Source organism: Geodermatophilus sp. SYSU D01119, from assembly GCF_054049975.1.
This window is the reverse complement of the sequence record NZ_JBJGYL010000037.1, coordinates 23,359-38,653: the sequence shown is the minus strand read 5'-3', so window position 1 is coordinate 38,653 and position 15,295 is coordinate 23,359. Positions and strand designations below refer to the sequence as shown.

Below are 15,295 nucleotides of genomic sequence, written 5' to 3'. Positions count from 1 at the left end.
CCCCCCCCCCCCCCCCCCCCCCCCCCCCCCCCCCCCCCCCCCCCCCCCCCCCCCCCCCCCCCCCCCCCCCCCCCCCCCCCCCGGCACGCTCACTCGTCGTCGGTGCGGTAGCCCAGGTTCGGGGCCAGCCAGCGCTCGGCCTCGCGCAGAGTCCAGCCCTTGCGGCGGGCGTAGTCCTCCACCTGGTCGCGGCCGACGCGCCCGAGGTTGAAGTAGCGCGACTCGGGGTGGGAGAAGTACAGCCCGCTCACGGCCGCACCCGGCCACATGGCCATGCTCTCGGTGAGCTGGATCCCGGCGGCGGACTCGACGTCGAGCAGCGACCAGATGGTCAGCTTCTCGGTGTGCTCCGGGCACGCCGGGTAGCCCGGCGCCGGGCGGATGCCGCGGTACCGCTCGGCGATCAGGGACTCGGCGTCGAGGTGCTCGTCGGCCGCGTAGCCCCAGAACTCCCGGCGCACCCGCTCGTGCAGCCGCTCGGCGAAGGCCTCGGCGAGCCGGTCGGCGAGCGCCTCCAGCATGATCGCGCTGTAGTCGTCGTTGGCCTTCTTGAACGCCGTGACCCGCTCCGCGGAGCCGATGCCGGCGGTGACCGCGAAGGCACCGACGTAGTCGCGCAGGCCGGTCGACCGGGGCGCGACGAAGTCGGCCAGCGACTTGCGCGGCGAGCCGTCCCGCCCCTCGGACTGCTGACGCAGCTGGTGCAGGGTCGTCAGGACCTCGCGCCGGGACTCGTCGGTGTAGACCTCGAGGTCGTCACCGTCGACCTGGTTGGCCGGGAACAGGCCGAAGACCCCGTTGGCGGTCAGCCACCGCTCCCCGACGATCCGGTCGAGCATCGCCTGCGCGTCCTCGTACAGCCGGCGCGCGGCCTCGCCCGTGGTCGGGTTGTGCAGGATGTCGGGGAACCGGCCGCGCATCTCCCAGGCGTTGAAGAACGGCTGCCAGTCGATGTAACCGCGCAGCTCCTCCAGCGGGTAGTCGGGGAGCGCGCGGACGAACTGGCCGGCCACGTGCCGGGCGTGGTCGCACGCCGGCCCGGCGCAGACGTCCATCGCCTGCTGCAGCAGCATGCGCGGGCGCGGCGGGGAGTAGCCGCTCCAGTCGATCGGCGTGGCCGCGGCGCGCGCGGCCTCGATCGGCAGCAGCGCCCGGGTGTCCTGCCGGGCGGCGTGCCGCTCGCGCAGCGCCGCGTACTCCGCGTCGGTCTCGGCCAGCAGCGCCGGCCGCTGCTCGTCGGACAGCAGCGCCGCGACGACGGGCACCGAGCGCGAGGCGTCCTTCACCCAGATGACCGGCCCGTGGTACCGCTGCGCGATCTTGACGGCGGTGTGCGCCCGGGACGTCGTCGCACCGCCGATGAGCAGCGGGACCTCGAAGCCCTGCCGCTCCATCTCCGAGGCCAGGGTGACCATCTCGTCCAGCGACGGCGTGATCAGCCCGGAGAGGCCGATGATGTCGGCCCCCTCCTCCTTGGCGGCGTCCAGGATCCGCTGCGGCGGCACCATGACGCCGAGGTCGACGACGTCGTAGTTGTTGCACTGCAGGACGACGCCGACGATGTTCTTGCCGATGTCGTGGACGTCGCCCTTCGCCGTCGCCATGACGACCTTGCCGTTGGACCGCTCGGCGTCACCGGGCTGCTTCTCGGCCTCGATGTGCGGGATCAGGTGGGCGACGGCCTTCTTCATGACGCGGGCGGACTTGACCACCTGCGGCAGGAACATCTTGCCGGCGCCGAACAGGTCGCCGACGACGTTCATGCCGTCCATGAGCGGGCCCTCGATGACCTCGATGGGGCGGCCGCCGCGCGCGGCGATCTCGAGCCGCAGCTCCTCGGTGTCGTCCTCGACGAACGCGTCGATGCCCTTCACCAGCGCGTGGGTGATCCGCTCGGCCACCGGCAGCGACCGCCACTCCTCGGTGGCCACCTCCTTGACCGCGCCGTCGCCGGCGTAGTCCCCGGCGATCTCCAGCAGCCGCTCGGTGCTGTCGGGTCGGCGGTTGAGGACCACGTCCTCGATGCGCTCCCGCAGCAGCTCGGGGACCTCGCTGTAGACCTCGAGCTGGCCGGCGTTGACGATCGCCATGTCCAGCCCGGCGGCGATCGCGTGGTACAGGAAGACCGAGTGGATGGCCTCCCGCACGGGGTTGTTGCCCCGGAAGGAGAACGACACGTTGGAGACGCCGCCGGAGACCAGCGCGCCGGGCAGGTTCTGCTTGATCCAACGGGTCGACTCGATGAAGTCCAGCCCGTAGTTCGCGTGCTCCTCGATGCCCGTGGCGACGGCGAAGATGTTCGGGTCGAAGATGACGTCCTCGGCCGGGAACCCGACCTCCTCGACCAGGACGTCGTAGGCGCGCTTGCAGATCTGCGTGCGGCGCGCGAAGTCGTCGCCCTGGCCGGCCTCGTCGAAGGCCATGACGACGACCGCGGCGCCGTACTTGCGGCACAGCCGCGCGTGGTGGACGAACTCCTCCTCGCCGTTCTTCAGCGAGATGGAGTTGACGATCGCCTTGCCCTGGATGTTCTTGAGGCCCGCCTCGATGACCTCCCACTTGGAGGAGTCGACCATGACGGGCACACGGGAGATGTCGGGCTCGGAGGCGATCAGCTTGGTGAAGCGGTCCATCGCCGCGACGCCGTCGATCATCCCCTCGTCCATGTTGACGTCGATAACCTGCGCGCCGGCCTCGACCTGCTGGCGCGCCACGGCCAGGGCCGCCGGGTAGTCGCCGGCCCTGATGAGGTTGCGGAAACGCGCGGAGCCGGTGATGTTGGTGCGCTCGCCGACGTTGACGAACAGCGAGTCCTCGTCGACGACCAGCGGCTCGAGACCCGAGAGCCGCAGCGCGGGCCGCACCTCCACCGGCGTGCGCGGGCGCTTGCCCTCCACCGCGGCCGCGATCGCGGCGATGTGCGCCGGGGTGGTGCCGCAGCAGCCGCCGACGAGGTTGACGAACCCGCTGTCGGCGAACTCCTCGAGCACCGCCGCGGTCTCCTCGGGCGACTCGTCGTACTCGCCGAAGGCGTTGGGCAGCCCGGCGTTCGGGTAGCAGGACACGAACGTGTCGGCCACCCGCGCCATCTCGGCGACGTAGGGCCGCATCTCCTTGGCCCCGAGGGCGCAGTTGAGGCCCACGAGCAGCGGCCGGACGTGCCGGACGGAGTTCCAGAAGGCCTCGGTGACCTGACCGGACAGCGTCCGCCCCGACGCGTCGGTGATGGTGCCGGAGACGATCACCGGCCAGCGGCGGCCGCGCTCCTCGAACAGCGTCTCCAGGGCGAAGATCGCCGCCTTGGCGTTCAGGGTGTCGAAGATCGTCTCGATCATCAGCACGTCGCACCCGCCGTCGACCAGCCCGCCGGCCTGCTCCAGGTAGGCCGCGACGAGCTCGTCGTAGCTGACGTTGCGGGCGCCGGGGTCGTTGACGTCGGGCGAGATCGACGCCGTGCGGGTGGTGGGCCCGATCGCCCCGGCGACGTAGCGCGGCTGGTGCGGCGTGCGCGCGGTGGCGGCGTCGGCCTCGCGGCGGGCCAGCCGGGCCGCCGTCTCGTTGATCTCCCGGGACAGCTCCGCCATGCCGTAGTCGGCCAGCGACACGGCGTTGGCGTTGAAGGTGTTGGTCTCGATCAGGTCGGCGCCGGCGTCGAGGTACTCGCGGTGGATCCCGGCGATGATCTCCGGCCGGGTGAGCACCAGCAGGTCGTTGTTGCCCTGCAGGTCGCTGGGCCAGTCGGCGAACCGCTCACCGCGGTAGCCCGCCTCGCTGGGCCGGTCGCGCTGGATGGCCGTCCCCATCGCGCCGTCGAGCACGAGGATCCGCTGCTCGAGCAGGGCGGTGAGCTCCGCGGTGGCGTCGGGGCGGAGCTGCGGGGTCTCGGTCACGGGCGTCCTCGGGGTCGCGGGGCGGGCGGGGCCTGTGCTGCAGCAGCAGCCGCCGGCGCGCCGGTGTTCCCGGGACGTCCCGGCGGGCCGACGTCATCCTCCCATCCCCGATCCACCCGGACGGGGAGCGCGACCGACGTAGGCTCGGAGAGTGACCGACCCGAAGTCCGCCCCCGACGACCTGCCCCAGCTGAACCGGCCGGTGGCGGTGGTCGCCTTCGAGGGCTGGAACGACGCCGGGGACGCCGCCACGGGCGCGCTCGAGCACCTCGAGCTGATCTGGGACGCCACCCCGCTCGCGGCGCTGGACCCCGAGGACTACTACGACTTCCAGGTCAACCGGCCCTCCGTCTCCCTGGTGGGAGGCGTGAGCCGGCGCGTGGAGTGGCCCACCACCCGCGTCTCGGTGGCCCGCCCGCCGGGCAGCGACCGCGACGTCGTGCTCATCCGCGGCATCGAGCCCAACATGCGCTGGCGCGGGTTCTGCGCCGAGCTGATCGAGCTGTGCCAGGAGCTCGAGGTGCAGACCGTCGTCGCGCTGGGCGCCCTGCTCGCCGACACGCCGCACACCCGGCCCACCCCGGTGACCGGCTCGGCCTACGACACGGACTCGGCGCGCGCCTACGGCCTGGAGACCTCCAGCTACGAGGGGCCCACCGGCATCCTCGGCGTCTTCCAGGACGCGTGCGTGCAGGCCGGCCTGCCGGCGATCAGCTTCTGGGCCGCCGTCCCCCACTACGTCTCCCAGCCGCCGTCGCCGCGCGCCACGGTCGCGCTGCTGCAGCGGCTCGAGGAGGTGCTCGAGCTGACCGTTCCGCTCGGCGCGCTCCCCCAGCAGGCCGACGAGTGGGTCAAGACGGTCGACGAGATGGCCCAGGAGGACGCCGAGGTGGTCGAGTACGTGCGCTCGCTCGAGGAGCGCGCCACCGAGACCGACCTCTCGCAGGCCAACGGCGACCAGATCGCCCGCGAGTTCGAGCGCTACCTGCGCCGCCGGGGCTCCTCCCCCAACTGACGGCCCGGCCCGCCTCCCCGCCGCGGGAGGCGGCCGCCGGTCGGCTCGTGAGTTGGGGATAACGGTCGTAGGGCGGCACCGCGGGTGTTCCTCGTCCGGTGCCGGTGCTGCAGGACCGGTCGTGCGCGAGGAACCCCGGCGACCTGGATCGCCGTTCGCGCGCGGATCGCGGAGGTGCCGGCCGTCCGCGCGCGGACGGCGGCTACTGCGGGGGCAGGAGCGGGGCCATCCGGGCGGCGGCGTCGTCGTCGAAGAGCCGGTCGTGGGTGCGCAGCGCGAACCGGTCGGTCATCCCGGAGACGTGGTCGACCACCTGGGTGACCAGGTCGGCCTCGGTGTCGCGGTAGGTGGCCGGGATCAGCTCGGGGTGGGCCAGGTGGTGGTCGACCAGCCGGCGGATGACGTCGACGGCGAGCTGCTTCTGCCCGGCCGCGGTCTCCGACAGGTACACCCGCTCGAACATGAACGCCCGCAGCTCGTGCATCGCGGCCAGCGGCCCCGGCGCCATCACCACCGAGCCGCCGTCGGCCAGCGCCCCCTCGACGACGGCGTCGACCATCGCCCCCACCATCGCGCTGCCGGGCTCGCCGAACGCGGCGCGGGCGACGACGGGCAGGTCGCCGGGCTGCAGCACCCCGGCGCGGACGGCGTCGAGCGCGTCGTGCGACAGGTAGGCGATCCGGTCGGCGTACCGCACGCACTCCCCCTCGCGCGTGGCCGGCGGCGGGGCGATCTTCCAGCTGTGCGCGCGGATGCCGTCGCGCACCTCCCACGTCAGGTTGAGGTGCTCGAGCACCTCGACGATCCGCACGCCCTGCGCCGCGTGGTGCCAGCCGCCGGGGACGTAGGGGTCGAACGCGTCCTCGCCGATGTGCCCGAACGGCGAGTGCCCGACGTCGTGGCCGAGCGCGATCGCCTCGGCCAGCGTGTCGTTGAGCCCGAGCGCGCGGGCGATCGCGCGGGCCACCTGGGTGACCTGCAGCGTGTGCGTCAGCCGGGTGACGAAGTGGTCGCCGTCGGGGTTCAGGAAGACCTGCGTCTTGTGCTTGAGCCGGCGGAAGGCCTTGGCGTGCAGGATCCGGTCGCGGTCGCGCTCGAAGGCGGTGCGCAGCGCGTCCTCCGGCTCGGCGACGGCGCGGCCCCGGGTGGCCGCCGAGCGGGTGGCCGCCGGCGCGAGCCCGGACTCCTCCGCCTCGCGCGCGGCGCGGTCGGTGAACCTGAACCCCCCGGCGGCGGGACCACCCGGGGAGCCGCCGCCGGCCATCAGCCGTCCTGCAGCGCGGGGTCGACCTCGATGCCGAGGAGCGCGTCGACCGCGTCGGCCACCACCGCGGGGGCGCCGTCGTCGGTCTCCCCCTCCCCGGCGAGCGTGGCGGCCGCCCACGCGTCGACGGCGGCGATGGCGCCGGGGCTGTCGAGGTCGTCGGCCAGCCGCTCGCGCAGCGCGGCGAGCACCGGCGCGGCGGGGGCACCGGCGGCGCGGGCGACGGCGCGGCGCCAGGTGGCCAGCCGCCGCTCGGCGGCGGCGAGCAGGTCCGGCGTCCAGGCGCGGTCGGTGCGGTAGTGGCCCGACAGCAGCGCCAGCCGGATCGCCATCGGGTCGACGCCCTCGCCGCGCAGCTTGGAGACGAAGACCAGGTTGCCGCGGCTCTTGCTCATCTTCTCGCCGTCGAGGCCGATCATCGCCGCGTGCACGTAGGCCCGGGCGAAGGGCAGCTTCTCCCCGGTGGTCGCGGCGGTGAGCGCCTCGGCGTGCACGGCGGAGTACTCGTGGTGCGGGAAGACCAGGTCGCTGCCGCCGCCCTGGACGTCGAAGCCCATGCCGATGGTGTCCAGCGCGATCGCGGCGCACTCGATGTGCCAGCCCGGGCGGCCGGCGGCGCCGCGCGGCCCCGGCCAGGAGGGCTCGCCCTCGCGGGCGCCGCGCCACAGGAGCGGGTCGAGCCGGTTGCGCTTGCCCGGGCGGTCGGGGTCGCCGCCGCGCTCGGCCGAGAGCCTGAGCATGGTGGCCTCGTCGTAGCGGGACTCCTCGCCGAAGCCCGGCGCCTGGGCGACGTCGTGGTAGACGTCGCCGGTGCCGTCGTCGAGGACGTAGGCCAGCCCCTCGTCGAGCAGCGTCTCCACGTGGGCGACGATCAGCGGGATGGCCGCCACCGCGCCGACGTAGTCGTCGGGCGGGAGCACCCGCAGCGCCGTCATGTCCTCGCGGAACAGCGCGGTCTCGCGCATGCCGAGGACGATCCAGTCCTCGCCGTCGCGGTCGGCGCGCTCCAGCAGCGGGTCGTCGATGTCGGTGACGTTCTGCACGTAGTGGACGGCGTGCCCGGCGTCGCGCCAGAGCCGGTTCACCAGGTCGAAGGCCAGGTAGGTGGCCGCGTGCCCGAGGTGGGTGGCGTCGTAGGGCGTGATGCCGCAGACGTACATCCGCGCGACCGGGCCGGGCTCGGTGGCCACGACCTCCCCGCGGGCGGTGTCGAACAGCCGCAGGACGGGGCCGGGGCCCGGGATGGTCGGCAGGAGCGGGGCGGGCCAGGCGAGCACGACGCCGAGCCTAGTTGCGTGCCCGCCCTCACCCCCGGCGGCGACCCCCGTCCCGGGGACGGCCTCAGTCGTCGTCGTCCACCCAGTCCAGCGTCCGCGCGACCGCCTTCTGCCACTTGCGGTAGTACCGCTCCCGCTGCTCGACCGGCATCGACGGCGTCCACCGCCGGTCCTCGGCCCACTGGGCGGTGAGCTCGTCGAGCCCGGACCAGAACCCGACGGCGAGGCCCGCGGCGTAGGCGGCGCCGAGCGCCGTGGTCTCGGCGATCCGCGGCCGGACGACGTCGACGCCCAGCACGTCGGCCTGGAACTGCATGAGCAGCTCGTTGACCACCATCCCGCCGTCGACCCGCAGCTCCCGCAGCGGCACCCCGCTGTCGGCGTCCATGGCCTCCACCACCTCGCGGGTCTGGTAGGCGGTGGACTCCAGCACCGCGCGGGCGAGGTGGCCGCGGTCGACGTAGCGGGTGAGCCCGACCAGCGCGCCGCGGGCGTCGGAGCGCCAGTGCGGGGCGAACAGGCCGGAGAAGGCGGGCACGAAGTAGGCGCCGCCGTTGTCCTCCACCGAGCGGGCGACCGCCTCGATCTCGCCGGCGCCGCCGATGATGCGCAGGTTGTCGCGCAGCCACTGCACCAGCGAGCCGGTGACGGCGATCGACCCCTCCAGCGCGTACACCGGCTCCTCCTCGCCCAGCCGGTAGCAGACGGTGGTGAGCAGCCCGTTCTCCGAGCGGACCGCCGTCCCGCCCGTGTTGAGCAGCAGGAAGTTGCCGGTGCCGTACGTGTTCTTCGCCGTCCCCGGGGTGAAGCAGACCTGGCCGAAGGTGGCCGCCTGCTGGTCGCCGAGCGAGCCGGCCACCGGCACCCCGGCCAGCGCGCCGGCCTTCCGGCCCTCGCCGTAGACCTCGGAGTTGGAGCGGATCTCGGGCAGCATCGACGTCGGGATGCGCAGGTCGGCGGCGATCGACTCGTCCCACCGCAGGGTGTGCAGGTCCATGAGCAGGGTGCGCGAGGCGTTGGTGACGTCGGTGAGGTGCTGCCCGCCGTCGGGGCCGCCGGTGAGGTTCCACAGCAACCAGCTGTCGACGGTGCCCATGAGCAGGTCGCCGCGCTCGGCCCGCTCGCGGGCGCCGTCGACGTTGTCGAGCACCCAGGTGACCTTGGGCCCTGCGAAGTAGGTGGCCAGCGGCAGGCCGGTGCGGTCCTTGTAGCGGTCGGCGCCGCCGCCGAGCTCGCCGAGCTGCCGGCAGATCGCGTCGGTGCGGGTGTCCTGCCAGACGATCGCGTTGTACACGGGCTCGCCGGTGTGCCGGTCCCAGACGACGGCGGTCTCGCGCTGGTTGGTCAGCCCGACGGCGGCCAGGTCGCCGGCGACGGCGTTCGCCCGGGCCAGCGCCAGCCCGACCACCTCGCGGGTGTTGGTCCAGATCTCCACCGGATCGTGCTCCACCCAGCCGGCCCGCGGGAAGACCTGCCGGTGCTCCTCCTGGGCGCTCGCGACCACCGCGCCGGCGGAGTCGAAGAGGATGCAGCGGGTGCTGGTGGTGCCCTGGTCGATGGCGGCGACGTACCGGGTCAACGGGAACCTCTCGGTCGGCAGGTCGGCTCAGGCGACCGGCGCGAAGGGCCGGATCTCGGGTGCCTGCAGGCGGGCGCGCTCGGCGGAGGTGTCGTCGGGCATCGCCTCGGCGGCCCGCTCGGCCTCCACGCGGGCGAGGTAGGTGGCGACCTCGCGCTCGAGCTGCTCGTCGTCCCACCCGAGGAGCCCGGCCATGAGCTCGGCGGCCGGGCGGGCCGACGCCGTCCCCCGGTCGGACTGCTCGTAGGACAGCCGGGTGCGGCGGGTGAGCACGTCCTCCAGGTGCAGGGCGCCCTCGGCGGTGACGGCGTAGACGACCTCGGCGCGGATGTAGTCCGGCGCGCCCTCCAGCGGGCGGCCGAGCTCGGGGTCGTCGTCGACCAGCGCGAGCAGCTCGTCGACCAGGCTGCCGTAGCGGTCGAGCAGGTGCTCCACGCGGGTCTCGGTCCAGCCGTGCGCCCGGGCGAGGTGGCCCTTGCGGTTCCAGCGCACCCGGTAGCCGTCGGCGCCGGCCAGCGGCAGCTCCTCGGTGAGCGAGGCGGGGATCGGCGCGTCGGGGGCCTCGCCGGGCGCGCGGTCGGCCAGCGCCATGTCGACGACGTCGCGGGCCATGACGCGGTAGGTCGTGTACTTGCCGCCGGCGATCACGGTCAGGCCGGGACGCACGGTGGCGACGGTGTGCTCGCGCGACACCCGCGTCGTCGCGCCTCCGTCAGCCTCGCCGTCCTCGCCGACCGGCTGCAGCAGCGGGCGCAGGCCGGTGTAGACGCCGAGGACGTCGTCGCGGGTGAGCGGCCGCTCGAGCACCTCGTTGGCGTGCTCGAGCAGGTAGTCGACGTCGGCGGCGGAGGCGACCGGGTGGTCCTTGGCGAGGTCCCAGGGGGTGTCGGTCGTGCCGATCACCCAGTGGGTGGGCCACGGGATGATGAACAGCACGCTCTTCTCGGTGCGCAGGATGAACCCGTCCTCGCCGGCGATGACCTCGCGCGGGACGGCGATGTGCACCCCCTTCGACGCCCGCACGGTGAGGCCCTGGGCGGCGAACAGCTCCTGCGTCTGGTCGGTCCACACGCCGGTGGCGCCGACCACGTGGCGGGCGCGGATCTCCAGCTCGCGGCCGGTCTCCAGGTCGACCGCGCGCACGCCCGCGACCCGCCCGGCCTCCTCCAGGTAGCCGACGACCTGCGTGCGGCTGGCGGCCAGCGCTCCGTGGCCGACGGCGGTGCGCACCAGCACGTGCACGAGGCGGGCGTCGTCGACCTTGGCGTCCCAGTAGCGGATGGCGCCGACGGCGACGTCGTCCTTGAGCGACGGAGCGATGCGGCGCAGCTCCTTCTTCGACACGTGCCGGTGCAGCGGCACGCCGTGCCCGCCGACGCGGCCGAGCAGCCCGCCGAGGGTGTCGTAGAGGGCGATGCCGGCGCCGGTGTAGGCCCGCTCCCACACCCGGTGGCGCAGCGGGTAGAGGAAGGGCACCGGGTGCACCAGGTGCGGGGCGAGCCGGCCGACGAGCAGGCCGCGCTCGTGCAGCGCCTCCCGGACCAGGGCGAAGTCGAGCATCTCCAGGTAGCGCAGCCCGCCGTGGACGAGCTTGCTGGCGCGGCTGGAGGTGCCCGAGGCCCAGTCGCGCTGCTCGACCAGGCCCACCGACAGGCCGCGGCTGGCCGCGTCGAGGGCGGCGCCGGCGCCGGTGACCCCACCGCCGATGACCAGGACGTCGAGCACGTCGGCGGACATGCGGGCCAGGGCGGCTGTGCGGACCTCGGGCGAGAGGGCGGTGGACACCGGGGAGCACTCCTGCGGGGACGGGACCGGCCGGGCGACACCGCAAGCTTCCCCCGCCGGGACGACGCTCCGCGACCCGCGCGTTCCGCTAGCGTCGCGCTCGACCGGGAGGAGGCCGCCCGTGGACCCGTCCGCGCACCTCGCGGCGCTGCGCCGCACCGACGCCCGCTTCGCCGACGCCGCCGCGGAGGCCGTCCTCGCCGCCGGCTGGCGCGCACCGGTGCCCGGCTGTCCCGGCTGGACGCTGGCCGACCTGGTCTGGCACCTCGGCGAGGTGCAGCACTTCTGGTCGTGGGTGGTGCGCACCCGCGCGACCTCGCCGGAGGGCTACACCGAGCCCGCCCGCCGTCCCGACGACGAGCTGCTGGGCTGGTCGGCCGGTCAATCCGCCGAACTGGAGACCGTGCTGGCCGCCGCCGACCCGGCCGAGCCGGTGTGGACGTGGGCGCCGCAGCGCGACGTCGCCTTCGTCGCCCGGCGGCAGTGCCACGAGGCGGTGGTGCACACCGTCGACGTCGAGCAGGTGCTCGGCGACGTGCGGCCGATCCCCGCCGACGTCGGCCTCGACGGCCTCGACGAGTGGCTGGAGGTCATGGTGCCCGGGGCGCTGCCCTCCGGCCCTCCGCCCGGCGCGCACCCCGTGGTGCTGCACGCGATCGACGCCGGCGTGGAGCGGACGCTGTTCGCCGGCACCCGCCCGCAGCCGGTGGCCACGCTGCGCGGCACCGCCGGCGACCTGCTGCTGGCCTGCTGGCGGCGGGTGCCGCTGGAGGTGCTCACCGTCGACGGCGACGGGCTGCAGGCGGCGGCGATGCTGGCGGCGGTCGACCTGTCCTAGGGCCAGGTGCGGGCGGAGCGCTGGAACGCCTCGCCGGTCTGCACCCCGACGACGCAGAAGACCAGCCCGGCCGGGTCGGTCATCTGCCAGAACGAGCCCATGTCGGCCGTCCGCGTGGCCCCCAGGGCCTCGAGGCGGGCGACCTCGGCGGGGATGTCGTCGGTCTCGACGTCGACGTGCCAGCGCGGCGGCGTCCCCTCCCCCGTGCGCTGCACCTCGAAGGACAGGCCGCCGCCGAGCATGCCGAGGCGGTGCCAGGCGGGGTCGGTCATGTCCGGCTCGACGGGGTTGCCGGTGGCCGCCGACCAGAAGTCGGTGCCGGCGGCGTGCACCTCCGGCGGCAGGTCGAGCAGCAGGACGGCGAGGCGGCTGCGGTGCGGCATGGCGCCGAGTGTGTGCGCTGACGCCGCACTCCGGGAGCCGGAATGCGGCCCCGGCGCACACGCTCGTACCCCGGTGGCCCGTTCCGGCGCCGCTCCCGGGCCCCCGGGGTACAGCGATCCGCCGGTGATGTGCGCCGGCGGCGCATCCCGCGGCCGGAACGCGCCCTCTCCGCACATCACCCCGCTCGCGGGGCTCAGCTCAGAAGGGCGGCCAGGGGAGGGCCGGCCAGTCCCCCGACGGCTCGGGGTGCAGCTGGGTGCGCAGCAGCTCGGCCACCCGCTGCTGCGTGCAACGGACCTCGCGCCGGGTGAGGTGCTCGTGCAGCGCCTCGCCGAGGTCACCGCGCAGGTCGTCGGCGAGCCGCTCCAGCACCGCGAGCGCCTCCAGCGGCAGCGGCTTGCCGGCCCAGCGCCACAGCAGCGTGCGCAGCTTCGGGTCGGGCGAGAAGCAGATGCCGTGGTCGACGCCGTACACGTGGCCCGACGCCGTCGGGATGATGTGCCCGCCCTTGCGGTCGGCGTTGTTCACCACCGCGTCGAACACCGCCATGCGCCGCAGCCCCGGGTCGTTCGAGCGCACGAACGCGGCGAGGTCGACGTCGGGGTCGCCGTCGATCCACAGCTGCACCATGCCGGGGCCGAAGGGGCCCTCGCGCAGCACGGTGGGCGGGACGATCGCCCAGCCGGTGGCCTCCGAGACCAGCGCCGCGGACACCTCGCGCCCGGCCAGCGTGCCGTCGGGGAAGTCCCACAGCGGACGCTCGCCGGCGACCGGCTTGTAGACGCACTCGGCCTCGAGCTCGGGCGTGCGGATGGTGCCGACCAGCGTGACGTTGCTGGCGTCGAGCATCCGGCCCTCGAGGTCGATCTCCCCCTCGAGCAGCAGGGCGCGCGTCTCGGCGTCGGTGGCCGGCGCGCGCAGCTCCCCCGCGGGCTGCTCGCTCATCGCAGCGGCCCGGCGGTCAGCGGCGGTAGCCGTTCTGCCGGGGGCAGACGTGCCCGGTCGGGTCCAGCGGGAGCGAGCACAGCGGGCACGAGGGCCGGCCGGCGGCGACGACGCGGCGGGCGCGGGCCACGAACGAGCGGGCGGCGCCGGGGGTGATGGTCACCCGCAGCGCGTCGGGGCCCTCCTCGGCGTCGGAGAGGATCGCCTCCTCGTCGACCGGCTCGTCGGTGGCGGCCACCGCCTCCACGACGACGGCCTGCGCCTCGCCATCCCACGCCAGGCCCATGGCCGCGACGCGGAACTCCTCGTCGACGGGCGCGGTCAGCGGCTCGAGGTCGTCGACGTCGGCGGTCGGGGGCACCACGGTGCCCGGGCGCGTGGCGATCTCGTCGAGGAGCTCGTCCATGCGCTCGGCGAGGACCTGGACCTGCGACTTCTCCAGCGCGACGCTGACCACCCGGCCGTCGTCGTCGGAGGCCTGCAGGTAGAACGTGCGATCCCCCGGCTGACCCACCGTGCCGGCGACGAACCGGGTCGGACGCTCGAAACGGAAGACCTGGCGCGGCACGCTGCCAGGTTACGCGGCGGTACGGACGGCGGCGCCGCCGTCAGGACGACGCGCCCGCGCCGCCGCCGACGACGGCGTCGGAATCCCGCCCCTTCCGCCGCCGGGGCCGCTTCCTCGGCGGGACGAGCGCCGCGACGTCGCCGCCGGTGTCGTTCATCCGCACCACGAAGGGCCGGGTCTCGGTGTAGGTGACCACCGAGATCGACGCCGGGTCGACGACGATCCGCTGGAAGGCGTCCAGGTGCAGGCCGAGCGCGTCGGCGAGGACGGCCTTGATGACGTCGCCGTGCGAGCAGGCCAGCCACACCGCGTCAGGACCGAGGCGGGCGTTCCACTCGCGGACGGCGGCCACCGCGCGCGCCTGCGTCTGCGCCAGGCCCTCGCCCTCGGGGCCGGGGAACACCGCGGCGGAGGGGTGCTGCTGCACGACCTTCCACAGCGGCTCCTTGACCAGCTCCTTGAGCGGGCGGCCGGTCCAGTCGCCGTAGCGGGCCTCGCCGAGCCGGTCGTCGGTCCGCAGCTCGACGTCGCGGCCGCCCAGGACGGCGCCGGCGGTCTGCCGGCAGCGCTCGAGCGGGCTGCTGACCACCGCCGCCAGCGGCACGGGCGCCAGCCGCTCGCCGACGGCGGCCGCCTGCGCCTGCCCGGTCTCGTCCAGCTCGACGCCGGGGCTCCAGCCGGCCAGGACGCCGCCGGCGTTCGCCGTCGTCCGGCCGTGCCGGAGGAGGATGACGGTGGTCACGGCGCCGAGACTAGGCGGGGCCCGCGGACGACGCCGTCCTCCTCAGTTGGGCGCGAGCACCCCGACGCCGACCAGCGCGAGCAGCGCGAGGCCCAGCACCACCCGGTAGACGACGAACGGCGTGAACGTGCCGCGGTCGAGGTAGCGCAACAGCCAGGCGATCACCGACAGGCCGACGCCGAACGCGATGACGGTCGCCAGCAGCGTCGGCCCCCAGGCGACCGTCTCGCCCTCGACGCCGCCCGTGAGCACCTCGTACACCTGGAAGAAGCCCGAGCCGAGCACCGCCGGGATGGCCAGCAGGAAGGAGTACCGGGCGGCCGCGGCGCGGGTGTAGCCGAGGAACAGACCCATGGTGATGGTGCCGCCGGAGCGGGAGACGCCGGGCACGAGCGCCATGGCCTGGGCGACGCCGAACAGCAGGCCGTCGCGGACGGTGAGCTGGCGCAGCTCCCGCTGCTTGCGGCCCACCCGGTCGGCCCAGTACAGGACGAGCGAGAAGGCGACCAGCGAGATGGCGACGATGCGGAGGTCGCGGAACGTCGTCTCGATGTCGTCCTGGAACAGCAGGCCGAGCACGACGATCGGGATGCTGCCGATGATGATCAGCCAGCCCATGCGCGCGTCGGGGTCGCTGCGCAGCGACCGGTCGAACAGCGCCCTCACCCACGTGACGACGATCCGCGCGATGTCCCTGCGGAAGTAGAGGAGCACCGCGGCCTCGGTGCCGATCTGCGTGATCGCGGTGAACGCCGCGCCCGGGTCACCCCAGCCGGCGGCCTCGCCGACGACGCGCAGGTGCGCGCTGGAGGAGATCGGCAGGAACTCCGTGAGCCCCTGCACCAGCCCCAGGACGATCGCCTCGAACCACCCCACGGCGGCTAGCCCCGGGTTCCGGAGGGACGGCGGGCGGCGGGGGTCAGCGGCGGCACGGGAGGACAGCCTAGGACCGGCGCCCCGCCCGCCCGGGGTGCGACCCGCGAGCGCTCCGCCACACCCCCGCGGGCT

The 15,295-nt window shown here is 74.5% G+C and carries 12 protein-coding genes; 2 read left to right on the top strand and 10 right to left on the bottom strand.

All coding sequences use genetic code 11. The features are described from left to right. Positions 1–89: 89 nt before the first annotated feature. Positions 90–3,890 (bottom strand): methionine synthase, encoded by a 3,801-nt coding sequence (gene metH, locus ACI79X_RS21350; protein ID WP_457027426.1) that lies wholly within the window; start codon positions 3,888–3,890, stop codon positions 90–92. A gap of 151 nt (positions 3,891–4,041) precedes the next feature. Here metH and ACI79X_RS21345 point away from each other — a divergent pair, with 151 nt between their 5' ends. Further along, positions 4,042–4,905: a PAC2 family protein gene (locus ACI79X_RS21345; protein ID WP_457027425.1), complete on the top strand. Its 864-nt coding sequence runs from the start codon at positions 4,042–4,044 to the stop codon at positions 4,903–4,905. A 202-nt stretch (positions 4,906–5,107) separates the two neighbouring features. Here ACI79X_RS21345 and ACI79X_RS21340 read toward each other — a convergent pair whose 3' ends face one another. The 4 genes from ACI79X_RS21340 to ACI79X_RS21325 all read right to left on the bottom strand — a co-directional run bounded on the left by ACI79X_RS21340 (position 5,108) and on the right by ACI79X_RS21325 (position 10,810). Next, positions 5,108–6,169, bottom strand: a complete 1,062-nt coding sequence (locus tag ACI79X_RS21340; RefSeq protein WP_457027424.1) for an HD domain-containing protein — start codon at positions 6,167–6,169, stop codon at positions 5,108–5,110. Then, on the bottom strand, positions 6,169–7,446 hold the full coding sequence (gene mshC / locus ACI79X_RS21335; protein ID WP_457027423.1) for a cysteine--1-D-myo-inosityl 2-amino-2-deoxy-alpha-D-glucopyranoside ligase: 1,278 nt from the start codon (positions 7,444–7,446) through the stop codon (positions 6,169–6,171). The genes ACI79X_RS21340 and mshC overlap by 1 nt, the downstream gene beginning before the upstream one ends. Before the next feature lie 64 nt (positions 7,447–7,510). Continuing rightward, the gene (gene glpK / locus ACI79X_RS21330) at positions 7,511–9,025 is read right to left on the bottom strand and encodes a glycerol kinase GlpK (RefSeq protein ID WP_457027422.1); all 1,515 of its coding nucleotides are present in this window, start codon (positions 9,023–9,025) and stop codon (positions 7,511–7,513) included. 27 nt (positions 9,026–9,052) lie between these two features. Continuing rightward, a complete protein-coding gene (locus ACI79X_RS21325) occupies positions 9,053–10,810 on the bottom strand; it encodes a glycerol-3-phosphate dehydrogenase/oxidase (protein ID WP_457027421.1) in 1,758 nt (585 codons plus the stop codon). A 121-nt stretch (positions 10,811–10,931) separates the two neighbouring features. Here ACI79X_RS21325 and ACI79X_RS21320 point away from each other — a divergent pair, with 121 nt between their 5' ends. After that, the gene (locus ACI79X_RS21320) at positions 10,932–11,648 is read left to right on the top strand and encodes a maleylpyruvate isomerase family mycothiol-dependent enzyme (RefSeq protein WP_457027420.1); all 717 of its coding nucleotides are present in this window, start codon (positions 10,932–10,934) and stop codon (positions 11,646–11,648) included. On the opposite strand, the gene ACI79X_RS21315 is transcribed toward ACI79X_RS21320, so the two are convergent. The 5 genes from ACI79X_RS21315 to ACI79X_RS21295 form a co-directional block, all read right to left on the bottom strand. Continuing rightward, positions 11,645–12,031: a VOC family protein gene (locus ACI79X_RS21315; RefSeq protein WP_457027419.1), complete on the bottom strand. Its 387-nt coding sequence runs from the start codon at positions 12,029–12,031 to the stop codon at positions 11,645–11,647. The two genes, ACI79X_RS21320 and ACI79X_RS21315, sit on opposite strands and share 4 nt — an antisense overlap. A gap of 199 nt (positions 12,032–12,230) precedes the next feature. Beyond that, on the bottom strand, positions 12,231–12,977 hold the full coding sequence (locus ACI79X_RS21310) for an SCO1664 family protein (protein ID WP_457027418.1): 747 nt from the start codon (positions 12,975–12,977) through the stop codon (positions 12,231–12,233). A 16-nt stretch (positions 12,978–12,993) separates the two neighbouring features. Next, positions 12,994–13,545: a DUF3090 family protein gene (locus ACI79X_RS21305; protein WP_457027417.1), complete on the bottom strand. Its 552-nt coding sequence runs from the start codon at positions 13,543–13,545 to the stop codon at positions 12,994–12,996. 40 nt (positions 13,546–13,585) lie between these two features. Then, entirely contained in the window at positions 13,586–14,287 is a 702-nt protein-coding gene (locus ACI79X_RS21300) for a histidine phosphatase family protein (RefSeq protein ID WP_457027416.1), read from the bottom strand. 42 nt (positions 14,288–14,329) lie between these two features. Beyond that, positions 14,330–15,163, bottom strand: coding sequence for an undecaprenyl-diphosphate phosphatase (locus ACI79X_RS21295; protein WP_457027415.1), 834 nt, complete (start codon positions 15,161–15,163; stop codon positions 14,330–14,332). Positions 15,164–15,295 lie beyond the last annotated feature (132 nt).

Coding starts and splice junctions, on each gene's coding strand:
- ACI79X_RS21340 (WP_457027424.1), bottom strand. CDS start 6,169: ATGGCCGGCGGCGGCTCCCCGGGTGGTCCCGCCGCCGGGGGGTTCAGG.
- ACI79X_RS21315 (WP_457027419.1), bottom strand. CDS start 12,031: ATGCCGCACCGCAGCCGCCTCGCCGTCCTGCTGCTCGACCTGCCGCCG.
- ACI79X_RS21310 (WP_457027418.1), bottom strand. CDS start 12,977: ATGAGCGAGCAGCCCGCGGGGGAGCTGCGCGCGCCGGCCACCGACGCC.